Source organism: Staphylococcus sp. 231237_7MaSpsaltlick (assembly GCF_043107035.1).
Genome location: NZ_JBICNX010000002.1, coordinates 505,848 through 529,701, shown reverse-complemented (window position 1 = coordinate 529,701; position 23,854 = coordinate 505,848). Strand labels below are relative to the sequence as shown.

The window sequence follows — 23,854 nt, the reverse complement described above, 5'->3', positions numbered from 1 at the left end:
ATTTTTATCTGGCTAAATTACTTTTCATTTTTATTGTCTTTATTGCTTTCTTCGTCCTTGTCCTCTTTCTTTAACTCTTCTTTATTCTGTTCTAGTTTTTCTTTATTTGCTTCAGGAGTATAATCTACACCTTGAGTATAATCATTGGCCGCATTCCACAATAGGTACTCTTTAATTCCATGATCTTTAAGCGCTTGTATTTGTGCTTCAACAGCTTTACTGTCATATTCTATATATTTACCTTCACCTAAATATCGTGCTGTAAAGTCTTGTAACCACGGGCGAGACTTCGGTTTTTTATCACCTAATTTATTTAAAACAGACGTTTCTTTATCTAAATAATGATCAACTGCTTCATAAGGTTCCTTATCTGGCGCTTCTAAACCAAAATCACCTGAGCTCCAATGTGATGGATAAATCATAGATGAAATAGCATCTGTATTTTCGGCTATTTTAGGAAAACTTTGGCCTATACCTGGCGCTTCTTCAACCATTGCTGCATAACCAAATACGTCAGCTGATATCTCAGCACCATAAGGTTTTAATTCTTTACGAGCAGTTTTTAGGAATTGTGTAATAGTATCTACACGTTGGTCAACATCACTTAATTCACTATTTTTATAGTCGCCTTTATCATATGTCAAGTTGCTTTCTACATTTTCAAACGCTTCTGGGAACCTTACATAGTCATATTGAATGTCTCTAAAACCTGCTTTTGCTGCTTCCTTAGAGACATTAATGTTATATTTCCATACATCTTTCACAAATGGATTAACAAATTTATCGCCACCATCACTTTCCCATACTGAACCATCTGTTTGCTTAAATGACCACTCAGGATGACTTTCTGCTAAATTTTTATCTTTAAAAGTAACAATTCTGGCAATAGGATAAATATCTTTTTCTTTCATTTTATTAAGTAACGGCTTCGCATCTACGATATCTAATGTATGTTTATCAATTTCTTTATTACCAGTGTTAAAGTTTATAGTAACGTTACCCGAATCATCTTTAACATCTATCACCATTGCATTTAAATCACTTTCATCAATAAACTTTGTAAGCTCTTTAAATTTTTCACCATTGGTCGCATCGGCACTTACATATATCCCTCTCACTCCATCTTTCGGATATTTCACATCATTACTGCTTTTAGCAGATTGGCTCTTCTTATTTTCTTTATTCGCTTCGTTGTCTTCATTTTTCGTATCGTTATTGGAACAACCCGTGATTACCAATGCACCAGTTAAAACTGTTGATAAAATCCATTTACCCTTCATTTAGCATAAGCTCCTTAATTAATATATATTGTGCCACTTAATTCGTCTACATTCCAAGTTTAACTAACGTACTTTGTATTGTAAACGTCTTTTTAAAAACAATATTTATTAATGAAATTTTATGACTGTATACCTTACTTAATTTTATTTAATAAGCGCCAATAAATAAAACAACTAATATGAATGACACTACTCTATTTTACAGGGTATAGAAGAGTGCCTTCACGCATCCCGATGACTACCTCGCATCAACTCAACATGAATCACTTCTTAAATTAGTATACTAACTTAATTAATTACACTAAATTTTTTTAATTAGATGGGTATAAGTTTATTACAATTATTTTTTAAGGAGCATAAATAATGAACAATTCAAAAATTATACCAGCTTATCCACAATTACAAGATGGTGGCTATTTTCACCTACTAGCCATAGATGATATGGCAAAAGTTTTATTTTATACACAAGACACTAAAATACTTATTCAAAAGATGCAGCAGTTATGGGAACAACCTGGGAACCGTTTTAGTTATGAGAATACAATGCTTGCAATGATTGATGGGCAAGTGGCAGGAGCTATATCCTGCTTGCCTTACAATGATCTTCAGCAACAAACATTTACTACTGTATGGCAAATTGCAAAAATTCAAAAGTTGCAGTTAGTCCCTCAGTTCTTACATGCATTTAAAGATATAATCTCCCTTATAAGATTAGATGAAGGCAATACAGATGAGTATCATGTGAGTATGTTAGCAACACTTTCTCAATTCAGAGGTATGGGTGTGGGACGTGCTTTACTTGAATACGCTGAACAACTTGCGTTACATAAAGGTTATACAAAAATTTCGTTAACTGTTGAAGTTGAAAACATTACTGCCCAACACTTATATGCTAAACAAGGCTTTAAAATTATCGGTCAATCTGGAAATAGTAATGCTAAAGTTTATAAAATGCGTAAAATGGTTAAGTAATACTCCTATTTTCAACCATTATTACTTTTTAATCATTAAATAATATATATAAATAAAACTAAGTACTATAAAACTTAGAAAAACCAAGAACATCGATAATATAAAATTTTGCTCAATTACAAGTATTGAGCATATAATAATAAGCGTGGCACAAGTCAGGCAACAAACAAAAATTTTAACTAAACGATTAACTTTATGTTTTGGAACTCTATCTGCTTCAATTGAGGCAATAATGTTAATATTCTTTGTCCTAAAAATATATGTTGAATACGAAAAGTTAATAATTATGCATAACAAAATAATAAGAATATTTATTTTCATAATTGCAAACTTCCAAAATCAAGTTATTACTTCAGAGATATAAGAAAATTCATATTTTACATCTCTAGGACTCAAATAAATTTTCAAACCTTATTTGCTATTCGCTGTAAAGTATAACTGCCGTTTAATTTTTAATTGGTTATCATTTGCTGTCGGTTCTCCAAATTCCACAAAATTATTTGTCATTTATACTATCACCTCTAAGTAAAAAACTATCAATATAACTCATTTTAAATATAGCATAACTTTTTTATTTTAATTATAATATTTTCAAACGTTTAATTTTTGAGCCTTTTAATTTAAATAAAAAATACATAGTTAGAGTTATATTTTTTTATGTGCTGCACGTTTTATTACTCTAGTTATTATAATTTTAAAGGGTTGCCATCGTAATATTTAACAATGGCAACCCTTTTTATAATTATTAATTTTTCACTTTTAGTCCACGGTAACGATTAAGTGCTGCACAAAACTCTTGTTTTCTTGGTAGCGCTAAGTTACCCGGGTGCCCTTCAAATGACGATATTACATCTAAACCTTGGTCTTGAATAACTGTATATAATTTATCTGCAGCTTGAGATAACGTATCTTGCTCATTTAACAAGTGACTTTGATAATAATTAATCATTGCTGCTAAACATTGAGTTTGACTTGTATCCACCAACTGTTCCAAACCGGAAATATCGATAAGCTCTTTGCCATATAAAATGGAATAACGTCCTTTTACTTTGAAACGGTTGTCTTTTCCTTTTTTATTAAAACTAGATTTTAACGGCACTCTAGCAGGAAGATTGCCAAATTCGCTATTATTTGTAGCCTTTGTTGTATTATCTGTTGTTTGGGCAATCGCTTTAGCGTTTTCAGTGACATCTTTTAAGACATATTCATCCATCATTAATACCTGGTCAGCAACCTCAAAATAATCACCTGAGCCGCCTACAATTAAAATAGTAGAAACATCATGATCTTCATACAGCGGTTTTACTTTACTTGCAAATGGTGTGATAGGTTCTTTTTCGGGCGCAATTAAGCGTTGCATACGGCTATCCCTAATCATAAAGTTAGTAGCTGAAGTATCTTCATCAATCAATAATAGTGAGGTCCTCGCTTCTAATGCTTCCATAACATTCGTTGCTTGAGATGTACTGCCACTCGCATTTTCAGTGGAAAACTGATGCGTATCTTTATTTCCCGGTAAATTATTTATAAATGGACTAATATTTACCTTCTCAATATGGCGACCATCTTCAGCTCGAATCTTCATGGCATCATGACATGTAATAACATATTCTCTACCATCTCCATCAATATGGTTATAGATACCACGCTCGAGCGCTTCAAGTACAGTAGATTTGCCATGAAAGCCTCCACCAACAATTAATGTAATACCTTTAGGTAGCCCCATTCCAGTGACTGTCTTTCCACTTGGCATAGCCATTTGTACTTCCACATTTTTAGGACTTGTAAACGCAACTGCATTAGCTAAATGCTTATCTGAAACGCCACTTTTGCGCGGTAATATCGAACCATTCGCAATAAATGCAACAAGACCTCGACGTTCAAGTTCCTCACGAATAAAAGCTTGATCTAGCATTAACGTAACCTGTGTATCTAATTTCGCATGATCAATATTTTTATAGAGCAACGCTTCATGTACAATGTTGGGCAGTATTTCTACTAATGTATTTGCCGCAGCTTTCCCTAAAATTTTTCTTCCTGCCGCTGGCAAACTAATTTCAAGTCTTACTTCGATATTATGTTCATTGATTACTACAGCTGTGCGTTCTAAAATTTCTTGGCCACATTGATCTATAGCAATGTTTGATGCAGCTTTTGCATTTTGGCTGTTTCGCTTAAATGAACTTATACTTTCATTAAAAGTTCGCGTTAAAAAGTCTGCTACGGCGATAACTTTATCTTTGGTGTCCAATAAGTTGTTAGGGATATTCGCTGTGTCTCTACTCATCACTACCCTCATTTTAGATGGAGGCGCGTATGGATCCACTTGGGTATGGTCTATCGCAAGTCGAAACTGTTTGAATTGATATATACCTTTAAGTCTTTTATAAGCACCATATTTCTGTCCATCTAAGGATTTCAATATTTGCGCTAACTCCGTTGCATTTTTCACTAGAAAACCTCCTAAAGTGGTTAGACGAATTTTTTATTTCCAAAATAATTTTAAGATAAGTATAAGACAATGAAATTGATGTGTACAATAAAATTAATCTTATGCTAAAACTATTTGCAATTACGTTCAAACCTATTCTGCTATTCACAATATTTTGTTTTTAAAAAGTATTGTTGAAAGAAAAGATGCAATTTACAGCGATCCGATAGAAGAACAATTACTTTAAGTCATCTTAAAAGTGGCTTTTTATTTTTTATGTTATATGAATCTATCACCATATATTACTTTACATATATAAAGACTTTTCATCATATCACAACGCTATTTTCTGCATAATTAAAAAATAAAATCACATATGTTAGTAGCTATCCAACCACAATAAAAACACTTTCGCTTATTTCATCTTTAAAATGAAATCATGCGAAAGTGTTTTTATTTTAATCTACTAGTATATATTTGTTCGCCTCTTGTGTTTCTAAAAGCGTTAAATGTTTCGTTGCATCCATGAGCGAATCAAGTGATTTTTCAAAGTAAATTATTGTAGCTTGATATAAACCGTTGCCACAATCTTGAAGTGTCGTTCTCACATTGTCTTCACCAATCAATGCGATTGCTTTTTTGGACTGCTGTATATGTGTTTCTAAAGCTTCTATTGTTACAACATCACTTTTCTCAATACAAAAGTAAACCTCTTCTAGATTTATTTTTTCTATTCTTTTCAAGTAATGTGTGTTCATTGGTTGTAATTTATATTTTTCATTTTCTACATTTTCAATTGTAGATTTAAGCATAATCAAGCTCCTTGTCTGTTGTTCTTTATTCTCTTTATTTTCACTATTTAAATCATATATGCCATAGTTACTTTTCTATTATTAAGTCGTTGGTTTTAATTTTTCGCAGTACATCAATTAAGAAGTCAATGTTCTTATTGCTTTTCCTCCTCTAAATTTAAAAGTACTCGTCAGTAAGTTTTGAAGTTTTATGTCACATTTTATTGTGTATTTATACACCTCGAAATACACACAATACTCAATATAGTATAAATTTATACATAAATAAAGCGAAAATGTATTATAACGAATAAATTAATTATTGTTAAATGAAACCTAATAAGAATTAAAATTTTTTATCATCTTTATCAAATACACATTCATATATTTTCAATAAACCTATTTCGAACAATCAACTGTTTTAACAATACTTTTAACATAAAATAAACCTCCCACTATTATAATTAGTGAGAGGCTCTCGCTTATATATAAAATTTTATGATAATCAAATCTTTATTAATCAATTGTTCTATATACTTTAGAGTTCATTAGAATAAACAACCATACGACGATACTGGCTGTGGCTGAAATTGCTAAAACATTAAAAATTGAAATATCCATTGTATTTAATCCTGAAATAACAACATATGAAATTGGATCGAAACCAGTCATTGCAAGGAAGATTAAACTCATGACTCTGCCTGTCACCTTTTCATCTGAAAATTCTTGAGCCATGGTAATAAACGGAATATAAACAATTGTATATGAAAACCCTATTAAGAATAATAATACTATTTGCCAAATTAAATCTGTTACTTGTGTAAATGCTAAGAATATTAAAAGCATAGCTAATAATGTAAATAATGTTATTTTCCCTCTAACTTTAGTTAAAGTGACGATACTTAGTAATACTGTTCCTGAAAGCATACCTACACCTAAGCTCGATTGTAAGTAAGTTAAATTGATAGGCGTACCTCCCGAAGCTTCTACTAATATAGGTATACCTACACTTAAAGCTCCCAGACCAAAAAAGTTAGCAGTAACAAGAATAATAATTCCTGTAATTAAAAAACGGGATGATTTTACATAACGGAACCCTTCAATAATATCTTTAATCGGCGTTTCATTGGAACGTTCTGGTACTTCCGTTTCCTTGATAAAGGACGGGAAAACGAATATCGCTGATAAAAATACAAAGATTAGCGCGACGTAAAAACTTGTTGCGATTGAAAAGTTTTCCATAATCATACCTGCAACAATTGGTCCAAGTATAAATGATATTTGAGTACCCCCTTGGAAAAGAGAATTAGCTCTTTGGAGTTGCGCTTGTTTAACTACTTTAGGAATCAATGAGGTACATGCAGGACCAAAAAATGCGTCTAACATACCGAAAAAAGCAGCTAAAATCATTAAAGGAATTAATGAAAGTTGATTATTAATAATAAGAAAATAGAGGATCACCAAAACAGCAGCTTCTGCAATATTTGAATAATACATAATCGTTGTTTTCTTAAATTTATCAGCTACCATACCACTAAATGTCATCATTAGTAATCTAGGCACCGTAGCCGATACTAATATGTAACCTAATGCCATGGACGATTGTAATTCTTTAACTGCATACCATGTAATCGTTGTTAAAATTGTACTAAATCCAATCATGGCAAAAATACCTGCTGCTAACATGAGCATGTATGTACGATTGAATATAAGTTTGTTAGATGTTGTCAATTTTATTCCTCCTAAATTGCAATTAGATGTTGTCCGTTTCTCGATATGTAATCCAATAGATCTTGATGCTTATTTAAATTGCTCATGTATGGCTTATTTATTCTATTTCAAAGGACAAATACTATAATTACACATTTTTTATTATTAAATTTATTTATCATGTTATAATTATAACAAACATTATCTATATTTTATAATTTATATTTGCACTTTTTATTCTAGGAAGAAAAAATAGAAAGAATAAAACAATATAGTTATAAATATATCTACTTAAAATTTATATCTATATTAATTCTTCTGCCAGAATACTAATCGTCACATTAACTATTCTAATTTCAACAACACTGATACTCCACCATTTTTGGAAAATCCGATACATTTAAGCTATATAATCTAAGTTGTTAAGCATCATTTTCACACTTTTTTAGTCTCAGCATTTTCATCAAAACATCTGTCTATTTTTGGCATTTTTAACAAGGTATTTTACTGAATTTCGGGCTATTATAATTGTGAATTTATGTATTTGGAAGGAGTAATGAGATATGCAACAAGAATCAATACAACTTAGTAAACATTACTGGATTAAATTAGTTACTATCTTTACATTAGGATGGTTAGTGATCTATGCTGCACGTACTATATTGAACCCAATTATGGGTGATATTAAAAGCACTTTCTCTTTAAACAATGCACAACTCGGTATTATCATGAGTGTATTCTTTATTGGCTATACTTTAACTCAAATCCCTTCAGGTATATTAGGAGATAAAATTGGCCGAAAGAAAATGCTTGTCCCGAGTATGATAGTTTTTGGGGTATTTATGGTTATTACTGGTATAATGCCGACATTTTTCCTATTTATGCTATCTTGGCTTATTGTTGGGTTAGCACAAGGAATGTTTTACGGTCCTCAATACGCATTATCCTCAGAAGCCATTCCTGAAAAACATATCACACTCGGTAGTGCATTAATCAATAGTGGTATGGCATTTGGTACTTCAATTGGTTATTTTATTTCAAGTTATACCGTTCAGGAATATGGTATGAATTGGCATATACCTTTTTTCATCATGGCAATACCTATACTTCTGCTAGCTTTGTTAATGTATAAAGTAATTACAGAACGCCCTAGGTTTATCCAAACACATACTGAGCAACAAGTACCTTTTAAATTCATTAGTTTATTCAAAAATCGAAATTTGATATTGGCGTACATTATTATATTCTGCTCAATTTATGGTTTCTTTATGATTATTACGTGGTTACCATATTACTTAGAAACCGAACGTGGTATCAATGGCGCCCAAGTAGCCTTTATAGCCTCATTAGTTCCTTGGGCTGCTATACCTGGCTCACTATTCTTTAGTTGGCTTTCTGATCGATTAGGTCGTCGTCGTCCAGTATTATTAGTAATGATACCTTTAGCATTTATATTTACAATTTCCATCGTTATGTTTGATCATTTATGGATTTTATATATTGCTTTAATTGGCTATGGAATTGTTGGGAAGATAAGTACAAACCCCGTCTTAATAGCTGTAGTTGCAGATAACGCTCCTAAAAATGCACTAAGTACATCTTTTAGTGTTTATAATTTCATAGGGATGACGGCATCTATACTTGCTCCATACGTGACTGGCTATTTAACGGATTTAACTGGTGCTATGGCAACTGGTTTTTATCTCGCTGCTGGATTATTAATCATTGGATTTATATGTACTATATTATTAAAAGAAAAATATAAGCAAACTTGCTAAGATTAAATTTATTTTTTTAATAAGCTGCTAAAGGCTATACTACGTGCTTTTAGTAGCTTTTTCACTGTTCGAAAAAGACATCTATATACGTCATTTTGACAAATATGGTTGTCAAATATATCAAAGTATTATATATTGTACGCAAGGAGTTGATAATATTTGCGAAATCGTGTTAAAGAATTGCGTGCTCGTGATGGCTATAATCAAACACAACTTGCTAAAAAGGCAGGCGTTTCACGACAGACCATTTCCCTAATTGAGAGAAATGATTTTATGCCATCTATTTTAACTGCAGTTAAAATTGCAAGAATATTTGATGAACCTGTCGAAAATATTTTCATTATAGAGGAGAGGGATTTATGAAAGTAGGACGATATTTACTATTAACTTTATTAGGGGGTATTGTTGGAGGTGTTATAGGTATTTTCATTGGTTTATATGACAGTACAAGAACCTTCTTAAATTTTGAATTACCAAGTTATAACATCGCCATTATCACATCAATTATTGCTTCAATTCTAAATATAATACTAACCATTTTTCTTCATAAGATTCACAAGGATGCGCTTAAATATAAGACTAAAATGAAAGAAAATTTAGGTGGTTATCAAACAGACGAATTGGAAGAAAAAGCAAATTTAAAATTTATGCGTTCTAGCTTTATTTATTATATTCAAGTATTAATTAGTTTAGTTACACTGCTTGTTATTGTATCTGTCGACGCCGATAGTACAGTGACATTTTATGCTATTATTCCTTATTTAATTACGATATTCCCTTCTCTAATGATTGGCTTCTTTGTTAGAGAATATGATTCTCGTTATCCTAAACAAGGCGAAGCACAATATACTGAAAAAACTTTACAAATAATGGATGAAGGTGAACGTCACATTACATTAATTTCTATGTACAAAACTTATCACGTAAACCTTACTTTAATTATAATAGGAGCTATTATTTTAGGCATATTTTCTATGGTTTCAGGAATCAATCAATTTGTTGGCCTGGTTATACTGATTGTCTTATTTATCTACAATGCCTTTGGATATTTGTTAAAAGTCAGTAAATTTTATAAATAAAAATAAATTTTGGAAGCGAGGATATTATGGAAAATTTATTAGAAATTCAGAATCTTAATAAATCATATAAAAAATCAGATTTTCAACTTTCTGATATCTCATTAACGCTTGAACCTAATGAAGTGATTGGCATAATTGGTAAAAACGGATCTGGTAAATCTACATTAATTAATACCTTGGTCGGTAACCGTTTTAAAGATTCAGGAGAAATACGTTATTTTGATAAACCTATAGCAGCAAATGATAACCAACATAAAGAGCATATTGGTGTCGTCTTTGATGATTTACGCGTTCCAAACAAATTAACTATTCAAGATATAGATAAAGTCTTTTCTAGAATTTACAAAACATGGGACTCGGAGAAATTCTTCGCTATTATTAAAAATTTTGAATTACCTACTACAAATGAAATAGCTTCTTTTTCTCGAGGTATGCGCATGAAAGCTGCTTTAACAATCGCATTAAGTCACGATAGTAAGGTTCTTATCTTAGACGAAGCAACTGCAGGTATGGATGTTTCTAGTCGTGAAGAAGTCATTGAAATTTTAGAAGATTACGTTGCTAAAGGTAACGGTATTCTAATTTCATCCCATATTTCAGAAGACATAGAACAGCTTGCAACAAAACTCGTATTTATGAAAAATGGAGAAATCATTTTAGAGGAGAAAAAAGACAATTTATTTAATCATTACGGTATTTTAGAACAAAGCGAAGAGGAATTCAATATCCCAAACGATATACTCATCGCATCCAGAGTACGTAAAGGTTCTAGAATCTCATTAATCAATGATCGCACGGCGGTTACAGATGCTCGCCCATTAGAAACCATTGATGATGCAATAAAATTAATTATGCGAGGTGATAGCTAATGAAAGGCTTAATATTAAGTAGTTATTATTCATCAAAAAAATCTCTTTATACATATCTCATAGTAGCGATAGTAGCGGCCGTTATTTTTGCATTTATCAATCCAATTATGGCATGTTTTTTACCAATGTTGTTCCTCATAACGCCAGTTACGGATAACATTAAACATGAAAAAGATTCAAAATGGATGTACTATATCTCAACACTCCCAAGTGGCAGAAGCGCTTATGTTAATAGTTACTTTAGCTTTTATGGGATACTCACTTTAATTGGTTTTATATTTGGCGTCATATCTGTTTCATTAATTACGCAAGATTTCAATGTAATACTCATGTCTATACTAGTAGGTATTGGAGGCGCAGGTACTTATGCCATGATGTTCCCATTAACATTTAAATTTGGGCCCGAAAATTCTAATGTTATTTTAATTTCAACGTCGTTCATTGTACTTTTCTTATTTTTCATCGTCTTTTTTGGCATGAATTTATCAGAAGTTGCAGTATCAGGTTCAGACGCTACAAATTTAGGAAACAGCATATTGGTTGTCGGCGTATATGCATTAGTTGGCATAATAGCTTTTGTTCTATCTTATGTTACTTCATTAAAAGTATTTAAGAATCAAGAATTATAATGAGAAAATTTTAATATAGAAATCACTAATCATTAAGTTGGATTTCAGCAATATAAAAAACAGCCCTAATTGACTAACATTAGTTAACTAGGGTTGTTTTTATTTACATATTATTCGAAAACTTACTTAGACAAATTTCAAATTAAAGCTAAACTCGATGTGTCGATCATTTAATCGATATGCTTCATTTAATTCTGGTCCACAACTATTTGAACCTATACCGCTTTGTGCATAATCGATATATAAATAGGTTTGATCTTCAAGTTCTAGTGCATCTTTATGGGTTATTTCGGTCAGCTGTTTTAATGAATAATGTGTTGTATTAAAACTAAATGTATTATCACTTGTCACGATAACCCTTTTACACCCATCACTAATTTCAACAAATGTAGTTTCATTATGACTTCCCGTTTCTTGGGGTCTGATATGGACTTCACCATTACCTGTAACAGTCGTCTCAAACTCATCTAAATAATTGGCTACACCTTTATCTTGATAACTACTGAAAGGACCTTTGCCATAATATTTCACTTGTTCAAATACTTTAGGTAAGGTCAAACCTAAACCAAATCGTGGTAAGTAAGGCGCTTTCACATCTCTTTCTAACTCATAAGTTACATTAAGTATTCCATCATGTTGAACACGCCAAGTCACTGTGCCAAATAGTACCGGTGGCACCGCGTCATTAACCATCGCTATATTAAAAATAAGACTGACCTCTGTCTCGCTTTCTAAAATTTGATAATCGTGCACGCGTGTAGTGATATCTTTATAACCAGAGTAATCCCAATCACATTTTATATTCGTATCATTATCAGTGGGAGCTCTCCAAATATTATTTGTTGTGCTTTGGTTAATTACTATATGATTATGCTTGAGAACTGACTCAAGACTTGCATTACCTTTATTAAAAACATACGTTTCACTTTTACCTAATGCAACTTTGATTAATTTATAAGTTTCATTTACTAAAATATCATTTTCACTAGATTGCTCATCCTGCTCTTTCATTATTCGACGTTGATATACGATTTGATCATGTCCTAATTCAAAATTTTCATGACGAAATTGATCATCATCTTTTAATTTATACCGTAATATGACATCACTGATATGTTCTATATTGATATAATCGCTCAAATCAATTGTTTGCGTAGTATGTGGCAAGAAATTTGAAAGAGGTATTTCACTGATCGTTTTTCCCCCATTCAAATTTGTCACTGTAGCCTCTACAAACATATATTGCTCTGCAGACGTAAAATCCAATTGGTTACGTAGCACAATTTTAAAATTATCTTGTGACACAAGTTTTAATGGCCTATGTTCTTGTTTGAATTCATAATAACCTTCATGGGGCACCCTATTTGGAAAAACAATGCCATCGACACAGAAATTACCGTCATGTAGTTTTTCTCCAAAGTCGCCACCATATCTAAAAATAGGTTGGCCTTCTTTCATTCCAATCTGAATAGCGTGATCGCACCATTCCCAAACAAATCCTCCGATAAAGCTATCGTATTGCTCAACTAGAGTTTGGTAAGCGTGTAAATCTCCTGGAGAATTGCCCATTGCATGTGCATATTCACATAAGATAAACGGTTTATCCAAATCCGGTTTCTTCAAATAAGTCTCCTCAATTTCTTCAGGAGAAGGATACATTCTACTAATCATATCTATATTAGATAGATCATAGTGTTGTTGCTTATCTCGATATAATGTACCTTCGTAATGAATTGGCCTTGTATTGTCTAGTGATTTGGCACGTGCTGCACCTTTGACCATATTCTTACCAAATCCCGACTCATTTCCTAATGACCAAGATACGATAGAGCTGTAATTTTTCAGTGGCATAATAGAAGCTTCAATACGCTCTATAATAGCTGTTTCAAATTTACTATCGTCAGCTATAATATTAAAATCTTCATTATTGTCTTCACCATATAACCTAACGACACCATGCGTCTCAATATCAGCCTCGCTCATTACATAAAAACCATATTGGTCCGTCATTTCGTAAAATAGTGGAGATTTTGGGTAATGTGCCGTACGAATGGCGTTAAAGTTTCCTTGTTTCATCAATTCTAAGTCTTTTTTAAAATGGGATTCTGTCATTACATAACCAGTTTCTGGATGACTATCATGGTAATTTGTCCCACGCAGTTTGATGGATTGACCATTAATATAAAATTGATTATTTTGGATAGCCACTTCACGAATTCCAACTTTTTGTGCAATCACTTCTTGATCTGTCACAATGTATAATGTATATAAAGTCGGACTTTCTGTAGACCACAATTGAGGTTTATAGACATTAAATTGATATTCCTGTGCTCCAAATATGGTTGCTATTTCTTCACCCTCAGGGTTATATAATTGAAATTCTACTGATTTTAGATTGTGCGCCCGTTCTATTTTTACATCTATCTTCGCAGAATTTAAATCGTCACTTAGCTTCGTTTGCACTTTAAAATCATCAACACGTTCAGTTGCGCGTTTTAAAATATAAACGTCTCTAAAAATGCCCGAGTGTCGAAACATGTCCTGATCTTCAAAATAAGTGCCATCAGAATATTTCAATACAAGCACGTCGATATGATTCTCACCTTGTTGAACAAAATTGGAAATATCAAACTCAGAAATAGCATGTGCAATTTGACTATATCCTATAAATTCATTATTAATCCATACATAAAATGCACTATCTACACCTTCAAAGTTCAAATGATAATCGTATTGTTGATCATATTCATCGATAGTAAATTTTCGCGTGTAGTGTCCACATGGATTATCTTTAGGTACATATGGTGGATCAAAAGGTATTGGATACTGAGTATTTAAATATTGTATTTGATCATAGCCATATAAATTCCAAACTGATGGTACTGTTAGTGTTTTGATTCCCTGTTCATTTGAATGATTTAGATATGCTTCGATTGACTCAAAGTATTGAAAGTACCATTCGCCATTTAACAATGTCACATTTCGAGTATTATATCTTGTTCCAAAATGATAAGCCGCTTCCCCTTGTTGATATGGTATATAAAATGCACGTCTTGGTAATAAATTAACATGTTGAATCTCTAAATTTTCATGAAACTGTTGCTCTAACATGGATAACAACCCCTTTATTTGATTCTTTCTCTAAATTCCCTTTGCCTTTTATACTGTAATGTCTTTTCAATATCCGTTAAAAAGTCGCCTTTTAAATTAAAGGCTTTATGGTATAAAAATGCAGCTAAGCAAACGAAAACAAGTGGCGAAACTAAGATCATGATTCTTAAACCGTTAATTGTCACTACTGATTGTGCTTCGTTTGGCGTATAACCTAAAATAGATAAACCTACGCCGACGATTAAAGCCGCCACCGCTTGAGAAGTCTTAGTTAAGAAGGTATTTGTTGATGTAATAATACTTTCATTACGCTGACCAAATTTAACTTCTCCGTAATCAATCACATCTGCTAATGAAACAGTTGTGATACCTACCATAAAACCTGAACCAATTCGTAGTATTCCCGCTCCTATAATAACTAAAGTCATACTTTGCGGTGCAATGTAGCCGGATATCAACATAATTAACAATCCAGAGATAATGCATGTTATAGAAGTATTAAATGCAGCGGTTCTGCCAACCCATTTAATAAAGCGTGGTAATAACAGTAAACCAACCATTTCGCATAAAATCATAGAATTAAAAATTGAAAATAAATGTTCTGCATTAACTACATATTTAAAATAATAAATAATAGAGCCATTTAACGTTTGTAAACACAAGTTAAAAGTTAAGAGTACGCCCATAATTGCTAATAATTCTTTGTTTTTAAATAAAATTCGACCGATATCTTTAAATTTAACTTTAATACCTATTTGCTTTTCCATTTCTTGGTCTTCCGGTACTTTAAAGACCGTTACACCAATGGTAAATATAAAAATCAAACTACAAATTATTGCGAATACAAAAATACCTGTAGAATCACTGCCTCCGCCAAAAATATCACCAAGTTTATGTATAAAGAATAAACCAAAAGTGCCGACAGTAAATGCGGCTAAGCTAGCGAAAAATCTTGGAATAACTGATACTTCTTCACGTTCTCTTGGGTTATGCGTTAAGTTAGGAAGCCATGACCAATAAGGTATATCCATCATCGTATATGTCATTCCCCAGGAAATATATATAATAGAAATATAAATGTACATTGCTGTTTGTGGTAAATCAAAATTAGTAAATAATAATACTGTTACTACAGCATTAATTAATGTGCCGATAACAAGCCACGTCTTAAATTTACCAAAGTTGTTTCGTGTATTATCAACAACCATTCCCATAATTGGATCGTTAATTGCATCCCATATACGTGCAACAAATAACATAACGCCCACAAATGCAGGAGATAGCCCTACTATGTCTGTAATATAAAACATTAGAAATACACTGACGATATTAAATATGGCATCCTTACCGACGGCACCGAAGCCAAATGCAAATTTTTGTTTTCCTGTTAAATGCCTATTCATTACATTCACCTCTAAGTTAGTTCTTATTGAAACGCTTACATATATGTTGATTTTATTCTATCAGTAGTAAGTTATAGTTATGAATAGCATAATGATGACGATATATGGCAAAATGTTTCATTTTCAACTAATATAAATATAAGTTCAAATATGTTTTTTAATTAAGAGGGATAACATGCAAGTATTGTGGAAGAAATTTCAAAAGAAACTAATCGATGCAAATTTAGCCGAATGTGGTATTGAAATCGGCGTACCAAATGTTGGTTATAATTATACTGTTTTCCAAAAATCTGTATTACATATCGTAACTCAAGGAGAAGGTACTTTTAGTTATGCTGGTAAAACTTATCATTTAACTGCTGGAGATATTTTTTTGCTTGAACGTGGCATGGAAGTTGAATATAAGCCTTCATTTTCAAATCCTTGGACTTATTATTGGGTAGGTATGAATGGTAAACAAATATTAAATTATTTATCTCGATGTAGTATTGTTGATAGCCATGTCATATTAGGACAAGATACGACAGATATTAAAAATATAATTCAACTCATTTGTAAGCTATCTCAGCGTATTGAATCAAATAACTCCAATGATATTCTAATTATGCAATATTTGTATCAATTAGTTTATACCTTACAAGAAAAGTTTCCTAAAAATTTTTCTGTCCAAGTTGATATTGTAAATGAAGATATCCAACATGCCGTTGATTTTATAAACACAAATTATCAAAAACATATAACTGTTGAGGATGTTGCTAAAAGCGTTAATATTACACGAAGTCATTTATATAAATTATTCAAAAAGAATTTAAGTTGTTCCCCTAAAGAATATTTAACCTATATAAGGATGTATCACGCTTCACAATTATTAATACATACGAGTACACGTATAAGTGACATATCAAGACGCGTTGGTTACAAAGACCCACTACTATTTTCTAAAAATTTTACAAAGCATTTTGAAATCAGTGCTTCTGAATATCGGCATCATTTTTCAATTAGTAATAAGCAATGAGCACTCACTCAATAGCATAGGTACACGAAATTAATGACTATCATTTGATTTCTGCCTTATGCTAATTGCTAATTGTTTATTACTAATTTTTAATTAACGACAATAACTTCTACTCCACTTCTTTACTCCTAGACCAAAATATTCCATATATGAATCACATCATTTTATAAGTCATTCCAGATCTTGCTTTAATACGGATATAACTCGTTTCATTTTTTCATCAATGTATTTATTTTTATGTAAAATTAAATAAAAAAACCTCTCAATATCTAAATTAATAACTTCAAGTTGCTCCAAATCTTCAGGTGTTAATGTTGATTTAGATACAATCGAAAAACCGTTTCCTGCATGAACCATACTTTTAATTAAACTTGTATTATTAATAATTACTAAATAAGGGTTTAATGATAATTGATTCAAACCGTTTTCTTGATATACACGCGTACCGGAACCTTGTTCTCGAATAAAACATGTCTCTAAATTAGACGGGCTAGATTTCTTTTTAATTAATACTATTTCGTCTTGAGCAATTGGCGTACTTATAATCGCATTGTTTTGTATCTTTTTTTCTACCACACCAACGTCAACGATGTTATTTTTAATTTGTTCAGCAATCGTTTCTGAATTATCTAAGTGTACATGAATATGTAATTCTGGATACATTTGGGCTAATTTAGTAAGTTGTCGTGACAAACGATATTCGCCAAATGTGTAACTGCTACCCAATTTTAAATCTCCAGCGATTGCATTTGTTTGCCTCTTTAGATCTTGTCGTAGTGCTTGTTCTAAATGATCTCTTTGCAGCGCATATTGGTATAGTTTCTCTCCATCACTTGTTAATGCCATTTTCGAATGTTTAAACTCAAATATTTTTACGTCATAGTCAATTTCGAGTCTCTTTATATCTCTACTTATTGATGGTTGTGATGTATACAAATTTTCTGCAGCTTTTGTAAAACTCTGCGCTTTGACAATCTCAGTTAACACTTTCAGTGGGTCCATGTCTTATCACCTTTCATTGTTTATTCTTATCATACCAAAATTGTTATGACCTATATACTAAATATTTATTTAACGTTATGAATTTGTGGTGCTATGCTTTTGATAAAAGGAGGAGACGTTACATGACTAAATTTAACAATAAACCATTTATCATTGGCATATTATTCACGTTTATTATTGCTGCAATAAGTTTAATTAGTTCAAAGCTGCCACTTTTAGATAAGATCGGTGCTTTGACAATTGCAATTGTTATCGCAATACTATTTAGACATTTTAATGGTTATCCTGAAAGTTATCGTCCAGGTATTACTTTCGCATCTAAACATCTATTAAAATTCGCCATTATATTGTATGGTCTAAAGCTTAATATTTTTGATGTTATAGGAGAAGGTAGTGCATTATTACTTATTGATGGTGGTGTCATCATTGTAAGTATTGGATTAATGTTATTACTAAATCACTATATTAAAGGAGATAAAATTATCACATTATTGCTAGGTATTGGTACTGGCGTCTGTGGGGCTGCCGCGATAGCTGCTGTATCTCCAATTTTAAAAGCACGCGAAAAAGACACAGCCATTAGTATAGGTATCGTTGCATTAATTGGTACACTTTTTTCACTAGGCTATACGGTAATTTATACACTATTCACAATACCACCAAAAGTTTTTGGCGTATGGTCTGGCGTGAGTCTACATGAAATTGCTCATGTCATTCTTGCTGCAGATTTCTCAGGTGAGACAGCTTTACGAATTGGCTTATTAGGTAAACTAGGTCGCGTATTCTTGCTCATACCTTTAAGTATCATACTTATATTTGTGATGAACTTGAAATCACAGGCTAGGAATACAAACCAACGTATCGAAATGCCATACTTTTTAATTGGATTTGTATTAATGGCAATATTTCATACTTATGTACCTATACCTCAGTTTATAATGCAAATAATTGAGCCGTTAACAACAATTTGCTTATTGATGGCAATGGTGGCACTAGGGTTAAATGTATCATTTAAAGATTTGCAAAACCGAGCGTTTAAGCCTTTAATCGGTGTCATCATTGTATCTATGATATTATCAACTATCACGTTTATCATTGCCAACTATATTTATGGCTAAGTGTTTATTATCAAAGGTTACTATAAAATTGACTGTTCATAAGCAGATATCTATACGATACCTTTAATTATATATAAAATAAGATTTTAATAAGACACTTGTTAATTGGGATGCTTATGTAGAAATCAACTTATAAAGAGGGTATATAAAATGAAAACATTAGATGCATACTTTATCTTGTTCGATGAAGCTAGATATAGTGAAGAAAGCTTTGATAAGTTAAATGATTTATTTAACGATGATATTGAATTTGTGTTGAATCAAAAAAATTTTAAAGGCAAAGACGCATGGAAACAATTTGTTAAAGGTGTGTACCAAACAAATAAAGATTTAAAACACATGCATAATGGTTGGATAGAACAAGAAGATGGGACTTTCAAAACACATTGGGCTATTTGTGGAAATAGATTTGAAACAGGTGTTTACACGCAAGAGGGTATAGACATTGCAAGATTAGATAATGAAGGAAAAATAATTTATTTAGAGAATCAACCTAAAGATAAAACATTATTTTCAAATTAATAATCTACCTTATAAGAAGTAAGATGTGCTACGGACATGGAGTGAAACTATAAATTGAAATGAAATAACAAACTTTGGTTTCAAGGGTTCCACATCTATTTATATCCATCATATCGTAACTTTATTATATGTACAGATAGCAATAGCAAAAGGCTATTCTGTCGCACCTCACACTAGACAACCTTCACTATGCCTGCACACAAACCTAAGGCTAACTTGATGAATAAAATGATAAAACCATTCTCTCTTGTACTTAACAAACAAAAGGAATGGTTTTTATTTTATATAGACCGGGATTTGATAAACAAAGCTTACCTATCTTTTCATATTACATGGCTCTAACCTTTTACGCTAAAGAACTTAGAATAACTTAGGTAGACTAAGTCAAATGATTATTAGCCATTTTAAGTGGTAAGTGAAAATGGATACATCCTTGCCATTCTAAATAATCTTTTAAAATATTATAAGATTCATAGAAGAATTTTTCGATTTCTTCCTTACTCTCTTCACTGTATTCTGTTACTTCTATAATAAACTCTCCTAAAGTTTCACTGAAATAGCTATCTTGTGGAAAATCATCATGACATTCAAATTTTCTATTAGCAAATGGATATGGTAAAACAAAGAATGTTGGTCCTTTAAAATTATCATCTCCAAACCAAAATCCAAATTCAATCATTTCCTCATCAAATGCTGCACGTTCAATCACCATGTCATCGTTTTCAAACGGTTGATGGATATCTTGGATAATTGCACATGATATATCAAATGTTCCCCAAAATAATCCCGGCGTAAATTTTCTAGTACGCAGTGGAGCGATGAATTTTGATTCTGCATGATAGGCAAATTTCATTAGCTGCAACATATTATTACTAATTTGAGAATCATAGTGATGATGGTGCAAGTCTTCTTCAAATGGCGTCGTATCTGGGAATTCTTGTGGTGTCGTATTGATATCTATGAACACTTTGTTTTCTGCTAATATACGTTGAATCTCTTGATAATAATATTGGATTGTAAGACCATCTTTCAACGCTATAATTTCTTTATTGTTATCAATTCTCAACTCAATTTCATCATCAAGTAAATTAACGGTAATATAAAAATCTTTATTATCTGCATGCAACATACCTGTCGTGAATCCTTGAACTGTAATATCTAAAGACACATGAGCCCATTGTGGTTGCTGATAAGCTGCTACTAATTTATATTTTCCTAATATTTGTGATAATAAATGCATTGTTTCTTTTTCTTGCTTCCACTCATTCAATAACATATATCAACCACTCCATTAATTTATTTTTGTATCTTATTGTAATTACCCATATTCGTTATAATAGCAACATAAAATTAATAATAAATAACAATTTGCTTGAGTTAAAAAGTCTCATAAAAATAGTTAATCGATAGCTTTCTGTTATTTGTATGTTTCACGGGAAACTTTATATTTACCGTTACCTAAACTCCAGATTAAGTATTATACGTAAGTGACTAGATGTAGTGTGCTTGAAAGCTGGGTCATATAAGCCATTTATTATGTATTAATATAAATCGGTTTCTTTATGTTTCAAATTTTTCTACCTTTTTAACTGCTCTTAACTATCAGTTAAATCTAGACTAATATTAAATGATAGCTTTCTATTTACGATGTTTTTGTCTGAACCACTGTCAGTCCCTCTTTTGTGATGCGATGCTTTATATTCTTTAGAGTTTTGCCACTGTTGATAAGCGGTTTCGTCTGTCCAAACTGTTACAATAACATAATGCGCATGTTTAGTTTGAGGTTTCAAAAACAATAAACTTTCAAAGCCTTCTGAGCTTTTTAAATGTCTATTTCTGTTTAAAAACAAGCGCTCAAAGTCTTCTTCAAAACTAGGGTTTACATATAAATGATTAAAAACTGTAAATCCACTTTGCGGTAAATCATTAATTTGTTCTAATATGATATATTGCTGTTTCTCATTAAATTTTTCTATTATTACTTTATCATCGTTTTGTTCTAAGTAAATATGATGTGTTGAATTTTTTAACATATGGAACATCGCCTCCCCTATCTATTTATCCATTAAAATTGTTTAAATTTATGCATAACGTAGTCTCTACTATTTTTATGATCTACGATAGCTTCTGGATAATCTTTTCCAATTTCAATATGATAGTTTTCTTTAAATTTTGTCTTATGTTTTGTTGGATCGTGGATAATTTTGCTAGAAACCTCACTGAAAATTTCTAGCTGTGTCTTAATAAAATAGCCCTGAGCATCGAAACGTTCACTTTGACGTATAGGATTAAACATTCTGAAATAAGGCACTGCATCTGTTCCAGTTGATGCGGACCATTGCCAACCATGTACATTGGACGCATTATCATAATCTAGCAAATATTGTTTGAAATATGCTTCTCCCCATGTCCAATCAATGAATAAATTTTTAGTTAAAAATTGAGATACAACCATTCTTAAGCGATTGTGCATATATCCTGTACGGTTTAGTTTCTTCATTGCAGCATCAACGATTGGATAGCCAGTTTGTCCATTTTTCCAAGCTTCAAAATGCAATTTATTATAAGACCATTGCATATCACGATACTTTTTAGAAAAGGATTTAGTTGCAGTTTCTGGATATTGTGACATTAATACATAATAAAATTCACGGAACATAATTTCTCTAATAAAGCCTTCGTAATTTGTTTCATCGCTATCGTAACCTTCAAGCAAATCATTTATAATTTCACGAATATCGAGTAGCCCATATGCTAAATATTTTCCTAATCCACTTACAAAATCCTGCGTTACATCGTCAGTCAATTTATTATAATGAGCTATGTAATCATTTAAAAAATCATTCCACGCTTTACGGGCTAACTTTTCTATATCTTTATTATTTTTAAGTTTTAAGTCACTTTGATTTGAGCCCTTTTCCGCATTTTTAGCCAACTGCTTATATTGATAACTTTTCTTAGGGGTATGTACTAAATCTTGGCGATTTGCTTTATAAAAACTAGTAAATACTTTATAAGGCTGTTGTTGTTTATTAAATGTCTTTGTGGGTTGAAAATAATGATTCACTCGCTGTCCAATCACTGTGATATTATGCTTTTCAAAAGCTTTTTTTACATGAGGATAGTCATATGTTTCTTTGTGGTAGCTCATAATATCTTTTGCTACTAATACATGAGATAACGCCAATGTATCAACTAATTCGCCTAACTTTTCGTACGTCACAATATAAGGGTGAAGATTATATTTATCTAAAGCACTTACAAACCCTTTTACTACTTTATGGTAATAATCACGCTTTACTGCTGCTGCATCAGCTAAATCTTCTATAGGTAAGATAAAATACACTTTATTTATCTCGTCTTGATGTTCCGCTACATAATCAAATAGTGGATTATCTTTTATTCTAAAAACTCTGTTGAGTATGACTCCTAAATACATTCTATTGCCTCCCATATTGGCCTAAAATACAACTTTATAAAATCGATAAATGCTCTAGATAAACTAATGAAATGATAACATTAAACTTTATAATTATTCTCTAACTTATAATTACTTTATCAATCATATACCCGTTATAACTTATGTATAATTCAGTAAAAAATAATGTCACTTTTAAAAATTTACATATTACAGAGGATTTTAGGGTATAGAATTATTAGAGGTGATTAAAATATGAATAATGAACAATTGCAAAATGAAATTGAAAATATATTAAATACATCAAAAATAGGTGTCTTATCTACCGCGCATAACAATACACCTAACAGTAGATACATGGTGTTTTATAATGACGGGCTTACGCTTTATACAAAGACAAGCATTGAGTCTAAAAAAATTACTGAATTTCAAGATAACCCAAAAGCACACGTACTTATAGGTTATGACGAAACGACAAACCGTAGTTTTTTAGAAATTGAAGCTAATGTTGAAATTCTAAAAGATCAGAAAACTATTGATTGGATTTGGGAAAAACAAGATAAGACTTTCTTTGATTCTAAAGACGATCCGAACTTATGTGTAATTAAAGTGATTCCAAATTCAATAAAAGTTATGAATGATAATAATTTAGATACACCCCAAACCATCACGTTCGATTAATACAAAAAGCGCTTAAAATCACCCCATTCACAAGTGATTTAAGCG

General features: G+C 31.5%; 20 protein-coding genes. 10 read left to right on the top strand and 10 right to left on the bottom strand.

Annotated features, from left to right (window positions below; genetic code table 11):
* Window positions 1-17 precede the first annotated feature (17 nt).
* Complete coding sequence (locus ACF91D_RS05555) at window positions 18-1,280, bottom strand: putative glycoside hydrolase (RefSeq protein WP_069793375.1); 1,263 nt, start codon at window positions 1,278-1,280, stop codon at window positions 18-20.
* Between the two features lie 363 nt (window positions 1,281-1,643).
* Here ACF91D_RS05555 and ACF91D_RS05550 point away from each other — a divergent pair, with 363 nt between their 5' ends.
* Entirely contained in the window at window positions 1,644-2,252 is a 609-nt protein-coding gene (locus tag ACF91D_RS05550; protein ID WP_069793374.1) for a GNAT family N-acetyltransferase, read from the top strand.
* A gap of 745 nt (window positions 2,253-2,997) precedes the next feature.
* Here the strand turns inward: ACF91D_RS05550 and ACF91D_RS05545 are convergent.
* The 3 genes from ACF91D_RS05545 to ACF91D_RS05535 form a co-directional block, all read right to left on the bottom strand.
* Window positions 2,998-4,704, bottom strand: coding sequence for an ABC-ATPase domain-containing protein (locus ACF91D_RS05545; RefSeq protein ID WP_107548551.1), 1,707 nt, complete (start codon window positions 4,702-4,704; stop codon window positions 2,998-3,000).
* 437 nt (window positions 4,705-5,141) lie between these two features.
* Complete coding sequence (locus ACF91D_RS05540) at window positions 5,142-5,495, bottom strand: hypothetical protein (RefSeq protein WP_039068192.1); 354 nt, start codon at window positions 5,493-5,495, stop codon at window positions 5,142-5,144.
* 495 nt (window positions 5,496-5,990) lie between these two features.
* Window positions 5,991-7,205 carry an MFS transporter gene (locus ACF91D_RS05535; RefSeq protein WP_039068193.1) on the bottom strand — a complete coding sequence of 405 codons (1,215 nt, stop codon included), beginning with the start codon at window positions 7,203-7,205 and terminating at the stop codon, window positions 5,991-5,993.
* Between the two features lie 542 nt (window positions 7,206-7,747).
* Here ACF91D_RS05535 and ACF91D_RS05530 point away from each other — a divergent pair.
* From ACF91D_RS05530 to ACF91D_RS05510, 5 genes are all read left to right on the top strand, one after another.
* Complete coding sequence (locus tag ACF91D_RS05530; protein ID WP_101094171.1) at window positions 7,748-8,962, top strand: MFS transporter; 1,215 nt, start codon at window positions 7,748-7,750, stop codon at window positions 8,960-8,962.
* Between the two features lie 159 nt (window positions 8,963-9,121).
* The gene (locus ACF91D_RS05525) at window positions 9,122-9,325 is read left to right on the top strand and encodes a helix-turn-helix transcriptional regulator (protein ID WP_039068195.1); all 204 of its coding nucleotides are present in this window, start codon (window positions 9,122-9,124) and stop codon (window positions 9,323-9,325) included.
* Complete coding sequence (locus ACF91D_RS05520; RefSeq protein WP_039068196.1) at window positions 9,322-10,041, top strand: DUF3169 family protein; 720 nt, start codon at window positions 9,322-9,324, stop codon at window positions 10,039-10,041. Before ACF91D_RS05525 ends, ACF91D_RS05520 begins: the two co-directional genes overlap by 4 nt.
* 26 nt (window positions 10,042-10,067) lie before the next feature.
* Window positions 10,068-10,910 (top strand): ABC transporter ATP-binding protein, encoded by an 843-nt coding sequence (locus ACF91D_RS05515; protein WP_107548552.1) that lies wholly within the window; start codon window positions 10,068-10,070, stop codon window positions 10,908-10,910.
* The gene (locus tag ACF91D_RS05510) at window positions 10,910-11,539 is read left to right on the top strand and encodes an ABC-2 transporter permease (RefSeq protein WP_107548553.1); all 630 of its coding nucleotides are present in this window, start codon (window positions 10,910-10,912) and stop codon (window positions 11,537-11,539) included. The genes ACF91D_RS05515 and ACF91D_RS05510 overlap by 1 nt, the downstream gene beginning before the upstream one ends.
* A gap of 126 nt (window positions 11,540-11,665) precedes the next feature.
* Here the strand turns inward: ACF91D_RS05510 and ACF91D_RS05505 are convergent, their stop codons facing one another.
* The gene (locus ACF91D_RS05505) at window positions 11,666-14,650 is read right to left on the bottom strand and encodes a glycoside hydrolase family 2 TIM barrel-domain containing protein (RefSeq protein ID WP_327620837.1); all 2,985 of its coding nucleotides are present in this window, start codon (window positions 14,648-14,650) and stop codon (window positions 11,666-11,668) included.
* A 14-nt stretch (window positions 14,651-14,664) separates the two neighbouring features.
* Complete coding sequence (gene melB, locus ACF91D_RS05500; RefSeq protein ID WP_327620838.1) at window positions 14,665-16,053, bottom strand: melibiose:sodium transporter MelB; 1,389 nt, start codon at window positions 16,051-16,053, stop codon at window positions 14,665-14,667.
* A 175-nt stretch (window positions 16,054-16,228) separates the two neighbouring features.
* Here melB and ACF91D_RS05495 point away from each other — a divergent pair, with 175 nt between their 5' ends.
* Complete coding sequence (locus ACF91D_RS05495) at window positions 16,229-17,068, top strand: AraC family transcriptional regulator (RefSeq protein ID WP_101050576.1); 840 nt, start codon at window positions 16,229-16,231, stop codon at window positions 17,066-17,068.
* A 171-nt stretch (window positions 17,069-17,239) separates the two neighbouring features.
* On the opposite strand, the gene ACF91D_RS05490 is transcribed toward ACF91D_RS05495, so the two are convergent.
* On the bottom strand, window positions 17,240-18,070 hold the full coding sequence (locus ACF91D_RS05490; RefSeq protein ID WP_327620839.1) for a LysR family transcriptional regulator: 831 nt from the start codon (window positions 18,068-18,070) through the stop codon (window positions 17,240-17,242).
* A 122-nt stretch (window positions 18,071-18,192) separates the two neighbouring features.
* On the opposite strand from ACF91D_RS05490, the gene ACF91D_RS05485 reads away from it, so the two are divergent.
* The gene (locus ACF91D_RS05485) at window positions 18,193-19,188 is read left to right on the top strand and encodes a YeiH family protein (RefSeq protein ID WP_107549778.1); all 996 of its coding nucleotides are present in this window, start codon (window positions 18,193-18,195) and stop codon (window positions 19,186-19,188) included.
* Between the two features lie 150 nt (window positions 19,189-19,338).
* On the top strand, window positions 19,339-19,710 hold the full coding sequence (locus ACF91D_RS05480) for a nuclear transport factor 2 family protein (protein WP_327620840.1): 372 nt from the start codon (window positions 19,339-19,341) through the stop codon (window positions 19,708-19,710).
* Window positions 19,711-20,089: 379 nt separating this feature from the next.
* Here the strand turns inward: ACF91D_RS05480 and ACF91D_RS05475 are convergent, their stop codons facing one another.
* The 3 genes from ACF91D_RS05475 to ACF91D_RS05465 all read right to left on the bottom strand — a co-directional run bounded on the left by ACF91D_RS05475 (window position 20,090) and on the right by ACF91D_RS05465 (window position 23,149).
* Window positions 20,090-20,986, bottom strand: a complete 897-nt coding sequence (locus ACF91D_RS05475; protein WP_107549780.1) for a DUF5996 family protein — start codon at window positions 20,984-20,986, stop codon at window positions 20,090-20,092.
* A gap of 319 nt (window positions 20,987-21,305) precedes the next feature.
* Window positions 21,306-21,743 (bottom strand): antibiotic biosynthesis monooxygenase family protein, encoded by a 438-nt coding sequence (locus ACF91D_RS05470; protein WP_039068206.1) that lies wholly within the window; start codon window positions 21,741-21,743, stop codon window positions 21,306-21,308.
* 32 nt (window positions 21,744-21,775) lie between these two features.
* On the bottom strand, window positions 21,776-23,149 hold the full coding sequence (locus tag ACF91D_RS05465; RefSeq protein WP_208181839.1) for a cryptochrome/photolyase family protein: 1,374 nt from the start codon (window positions 23,147-23,149) through the stop codon (window positions 21,776-21,778).
* Between the two features lie 234 nt (window positions 23,150-23,383).
* Between ACF91D_RS05465 and ACF91D_RS05460 the strand changes: the two genes are divergently transcribed.
* The gene (locus ACF91D_RS05460; RefSeq protein ID WP_039068208.1) at window positions 23,384-23,809 is read left to right on the top strand and encodes a pyridoxamine 5'-phosphate oxidase family protein; all 426 of its coding nucleotides are present in this window, start codon (window positions 23,384-23,386) and stop codon (window positions 23,807-23,809) included.
* Window positions 23,810-23,854: the final 45 nt, after the last annotated feature.

Excerpts from the sequence above, each read along its gene's own strand:
- ACF91D_RS05555 (WP_069793375.1), bottom strand. The coding sequence starts at position 1,280 with ATGAAGGGTAAATGGATTTTATCAACAGTTTTAACTGGTGCATTGGTA.
- ACF91D_RS05550 (WP_069793374.1), top strand. The coding sequence starts at position 1,644 with ATGAACAATTCAAAAATTATACCAGCTTATCCACAATTACAAGATGGT.
- ACF91D_RS05540 (WP_039068192.1), bottom strand. The coding sequence starts at position 5,495 with ATGCTTAAATCTACAATTGAAAATGTAGAAAATGAAAAATATAAATTA.
- ACF91D_RS05530 (WP_101094171.1), top strand. The coding sequence starts at position 7,748 with ATGCAACAAGAATCAATACAACTTAGTAAACATTACTGGATTAAATTA.
- ACF91D_RS05520 (WP_039068196.1), top strand. The coding sequence starts at position 9,322 with ATGAAAGTAGGACGATATTTACTATTAACTTTATTAGGGGGTATTGTT.
- ACF91D_RS05515 (WP_107548552.1), top strand. The coding sequence starts at position 10,068 with ATGGAAAATTTATTAGAAATTCAGAATCTTAATAAATCATATAAAAAA.
- ACF91D_RS05510 (WP_107548553.1), top strand. The coding sequence starts at position 10,910 with ATGAAAGGCTTAATATTAAGTAGTTATTATTCATCAAAAAAATCTCTT.
- ACF91D_RS05505 (WP_327620837.1), bottom strand. The coding sequence starts at position 14,650 with ATGTTAGAGCAACAGTTTCATGAAAATTTAGAGATTCAACATGTTAAT.
- melB (WP_327620838.1), bottom strand. The coding sequence starts at position 16,053 with ATGAATAGGCATTTAACAGGAAAACAAAAATTTGCATTTGGCTTCGGT.
- ACF91D_RS05495 (WP_101050576.1), top strand. The coding sequence starts at position 16,229 with ATGCAAGTATTGTGGAAGAAATTTCAAAAGAAACTAATCGATGCAAAT.
- ACF91D_RS05490 (WP_327620839.1), bottom strand. The coding sequence starts at position 18,070 with ATGGACCCACTGAAAGTGTTAACTGAGATTGTCAAAGCGCAGAGTTTT.
- ACF91D_RS05485 (WP_107549778.1), top strand. The coding sequence starts at position 18,193 with ATGACTAAATTTAACAATAAACCATTTATCATTGGCATATTATTCACG.
- ACF91D_RS05480 (WP_327620840.1), top strand. The coding sequence starts at position 19,339 with ATGAAAACATTAGATGCATACTTTATCTTGTTCGATGAAGCTAGATAT.
- ACF91D_RS05475 (WP_107549780.1), bottom strand. The coding sequence starts at position 20,986 with ATGTTATTGAATGAGTGGAAGCAAGAAAAAGAAACAATGCATTTATTA.
- ACF91D_RS05470 (WP_039068206.1), bottom strand. The coding sequence starts at position 21,743 with ATGTTAAAAAATTCAACACATCATATTTACTTAGAACAAAACGATGAT.
- ACF91D_RS05465 (WP_208181839.1), bottom strand. The coding sequence starts at position 23,149 with ATGTATTTAGGAGTCATACTCAACAGAGTTTTTAGAATAAAAGATAAT.
- ACF91D_RS05460 (WP_039068208.1), top strand. The coding sequence starts at position 23,384 with ATGAATAATGAACAATTGCAAAATGAAATTGAAAATATATTAAATACA.